Annotated in this window: 4 protein-coding genes; all 4 read right to left on the reverse strand. The window is 41.0% G+C overall.

All coding sequences use genetic code 11. From position 1 onward, the window contains the following. Positions 1-201: 201 nt before the first annotated feature. Positions 202-405, reverse strand: coding sequence for a hypothetical protein (locus JW841_02700; GenBank protein MBN1959833.1), 204 nt, complete (start codon positions 403-405; stop codon positions 202-204). Between the two features lie 57 nt (positions 406-462). Continuing rightward, entirely contained in the window at positions 463-1,563 is a 1,101-nt protein-coding gene (gene dnaJ, locus JW841_02705; GenBank protein ID MBN1959834.1) for a molecular chaperone DnaJ, read from the reverse strand. A 5-nt stretch (positions 1,564-1,568) separates the two neighbouring features. Continuing rightward, positions 1,569-3,383, reverse strand: coding sequence for a molecular chaperone DnaK (dnaK, locus tag JW841_02710; protein ID MBN1959835.1), 1,815 nt, complete (start codon positions 3,381-3,383; stop codon positions 1,569-1,571). A gap of 71 nt (positions 3,384-3,454) precedes the next feature. After that, positions 3,455-4,090: a nucleotide exchange factor GrpE gene (gene grpE / locus JW841_02715; GenBank protein MBN1959836.1), complete on the reverse strand. Its 636-nt coding sequence runs from the start codon at positions 4,088-4,090 to the stop codon at positions 3,455-3,457. Positions 4,091-4,237 lie beyond the last annotated feature (147 nt).

The raw sequence follows: 4,237 nt of genomic DNA on the forward strand, positions 1-4,237 counted from the left end.
CTACGTCATGCCCTCGAAAGAGGGCATCCAGTAAAGCCTAATAAAATCGATCAATTACAGAGATGAGATCAAGAGTCAGGTCTTAAGGTGGTGGATAATCAGTCAGTATCATTATTACTTTGATCAACTTTTAAAAAGTAATCAAAGCGCTAAGGCTTAAATTACATGCAACGGCGTTACGTTAATTTTTATACTAAAAACTCAGGTAATATCGCAATTTGCTTTTATCCTTAATAGCCCAGGATTGCGTAAAAAGTCGATAAATGTCTCTTCATCAGCAAGATTTATTGTTAAATCAGGTTTAAGTGCTTGGATGAGAGTAGATTTGCCGGTTTGTCGTGGGCCTAAAAGAAGTATAGATTTTTTACTACGACTTAATTGCTTGTAAAGTATTCGTTGGTACATGTGTGCAATTTACGTGGTATTTTGCACACGTGTCAACATATTATGCTTTAGCGTTAATTAAGGTTCGCCAGCAGCACGCCAAAATGCAGCTCGTTTTGGTAAATGTCGCTCATCTTCTAATGGTGCTAGTGCATCTACTAAGTCACGTTCTTCGGGTCTTAATTCTTGTGGAGTCTCAACAATCACTTTTACAAAAATATCGCCACGTTCGGTACTGGATAGACGTTGTGCCCCTTTTTGGCGCAGGCGAAATACCCGCCCACTTTGGGTACCCGGCGGTAAACGTACACGTACAGTACCATCTAGGGTAGGCACTTCGACGTTAGCACCAAGGACGGCATTGCGAAAACTAATTGGCAAATCAAGATGAATGTTGGCGCCATCGCGTTTATAAAGTGGATGCGGTTCAACGTGAATAACTATGCGTAAATCACCAGCACCACCACCATTTTTACCAGGTTCACCAGCACCGGCATAACGTACCACAGTGCCATTATCAGCACCGGGAGGAATGCGCACCTTAAGTTGTGTCTGCTTTTCGCTAATACCAAGACCATCGCAAGTTTGACATTTAGACGTAATAAGGCGACCACGACCACGACAATAAGTACAACGTTTGCTTACCGAAAATAGTCCGCGTTGTACTTTGATATTACCTGTACCACCGCAGGCATGACATAATTGTTGAACCGTTCCTGGTTTAGCCCCTAAACCGTGACAGTCACGACATTTTTGTGTGCGCATGATTTGAATATTGCGTTCACCACCAAAAGCTGCAGTGCGAAAGTCTACGCTAAGATCATAGCTTCGATCACGTCCTCGTTGTTGCTCGCGTTTTTCTCGTCTGCCGATAAAGTCACCAAATAACTCTGAAAAAACATCAGTGAAATTTGAGCCATTGTCAGCCTGAGAGTTAGAATTGGACGCAGATCTATTCTTTTTGTATGCACCTAATGCAACGCGATCATATTGGCTGCGCTTTTCAGGGTCACTTAGAATTTCATAAGCCATGGAGGCTTCTTTAAACCGCTCTTCAGCGGTTGGATTATCTGGGTTTTTATCGGGATGATACTTATGCGCAAGTCTACGATATGCGCGTTTAATATCGCTCTGATTAGCGCTTTTATTAACTCCGAGTATTTCGTAGAGTTCGCGCATAGTTATTATTTTTGTGCATATATAGTTTCAGCAATACGGTATGCTGAAGTTTCAAGAGCCTTATATAATGTATCAAGAGTTTTTGCATCAATAGCAGGATCTGCCAGTGCATTTTTTAGTTTAGTAATATCTGAGTGTATAAGTTCAACATCAATATTGGATAATTGTGAGCCATATTCTGTTAAAGCGCTTTCAGTCGAATAAATAAGACCGTCAGCATTATTTCTTTGCTCAATTAATTGTCTTTTCTGCTGATCATTTTCTTTGGCGTTTTCAGCTTCACTAATGATTTTTTTAATTTCATCTTCGGTTAGGCCGCTTTGTGCGGTAATTTTAATTGATTGTGATTTATTAGACCCCAAATCTTTAGCTTCTACATGTACAATACCATTAGCATCGAGTGAAAAAGTCACTTCGATTTGTGGTACTGCGCGTGGTGCTGGAGGTATGCTTTCAAGTTGAAAACGAGCCAGTGATTGATTGTCTTGGGCTAATTGCCGTTCACCTTGTAGTACATGGACTTCAACAAACGGCTGATTATCCATTGCAGTAGTGAAAATTTGGGTCTTTTTGCATGGAACAGTGGTATTGCGGGTAATTAGGGGAGTAAAAATACCACCTGCAGTTTCTACACCAAGAGATAACGGAGTAACATCGAGCAATAATACATTATCCATCTCTCCTGAGATTACTGCGCCTTGTACGGATGCACCAATAGCTACTACTTCGTCAGGATTGATTTCGCGATTTGGTTCATGACCAAAGAAATTGGCAACTTTTCTTTGCACTAAAGGCATGCGTGTCATGCCACCTACAAGCAGAACCTCATCAATTTGATTGCAAGTTAAATGCGCATCAGCCAGAGCAGCCTTAACTGGTATTAACGACCGTTCGAGTAAGTCATCAAATAGTTGTTCGAGTTCTGAACGTGTGATTGTTATGTCGATATGTTTTGGACCAGTAGCATCAGCTGCAATAAAAGGCAGATTAATCTCTGTTTCTAAAGCACTCGATAATTCATGTTTGACGCGTTCGGCAGCCTCTTTTAATCGCTGTAAAGCCATGCGGTCTTGTTTAAGATCAAGTCCGTTGTTTTCATTAGCAAATTTAGAACAGAGAAAGTCAATAATGCGATGATCAAAATCTTCGCCACCTAAGTGAGTATCGCCGTTGGTAGAGCGCACATTAAAAACGCCTTGAGATATTTCAAGAATCGAAATGTCAAAGGTGCCGCCACCGAGGTCATATACTGCTACTGTGCGATCACCCTGTTTATCAAGACCATAAGCTAGAGCTGCAGCAGTAGGCTCATTAATAATTCGTTCAACTGTTAGACCAGCAATGCGGCCAGCATCACGAGTTGCCGCACGTTGACTATCACTGAAATAAGCTGGAACAGTGATAACGGCACGTTCAACTTTTTCACCAAGGTAATCTTGAGCAATTTGTCGTAATTTTATTAGAATAATTGCAGAAATTTCCGGTGGTGAATATTGTTTGCCACGAACTTCAACCCAAGCATCATCGCGGTCGGAGGCAACGATTTTATATGGCATTCGTTGGCTATCGAGAGCAACTTCTGGTGAATCGAAACGTCTGCCTATAAGGCGTTTTATCGCAAAAACAGTGCTTTCAAAATTAGTGACTGCTTGGCGTTTGGCTACTTGGCCAACCAGGCGGTCACCAGATTCTGTAAAAGCGACCATAGATGGCGTTGTGCGAGCGCCTTCATTGTTAGGAATGACTACGGGATTGCCGCCTTCGATGACCGCAACACATGAATTCGTAGTTCCTAAGTCAATGCCAATAATTTTGCTCATTTTTTAAACACCATTAGGTATAGCTGCTTACCTACGGGAGACATACCTCCTAATAGAATAGATTGTATTAATTACTCAGTTGTATCTTCTTTATTAGTATCAGGTGGAGCAATTGCCACGACGACTTTTGCTGGTCTAAGTAAACGAGCACGTAACATATAGCCTTTTTGCAATTCTTCAACAATAGTACCTGCTTGTTCAGAAGACACAGCTAATTGTGCAATAGCTTCATGGCGTTCAGGATCAAATGATTCGCCAAGACTTACAAATGATTGGACACCGTGACGAGCAAGAGTATCAATTAATTGCTTTGAGACTAGCCGAATTCCATCAATTACAGGATTGTTATCGTTTTCTGTGTGGTAAAGAGCTCGATCAAAATTATCGAGTACAGGTAAAATGTCTTGGAGTAATTGAGTTACACCATATTCGCGTATCTCTTGTTGTTCACGAGTAGTGCGCTTACGATAGTTGTCAAAATCTGCAGCTAAACGTAATAATTGCTCACGCAAAGCAGCAATTTCCTCTTTTGCCGAGGCTAGCAATTCATTGCTATTATCAGCATTTTCTTCAATTACCGAACTATCATCAGCATCGAAAAATTCTTCGCTATCTAAAGTTTCTGGATTTTCTGTGTTATCGTTAGTCGTTTCCATAATGTTTTCACTAGTTGCGCCATTATTTATAGCGTCGTTTTTGTTTTGCATACCGTCCAATAAAGGTACAAGTACCGTAATGTCAAAGGGTTAAAAGCTTTTACCGGTACAATGAGCCACTTGCAAAAATACCATAATAACCTTTTCATCGTCACCCTCGCGAACGCGGGGGTCCATAACATATTGTTTTTACATAAC

Source organism: Deltaproteobacteria bacterium, assembly GCA_016931625.1.
GTDB lineage: Bacteria > Myxococcota > XYA12-FULL-58-9 > XYA12-FULL-58-9 > JAFGEK01 > JAFGEK01.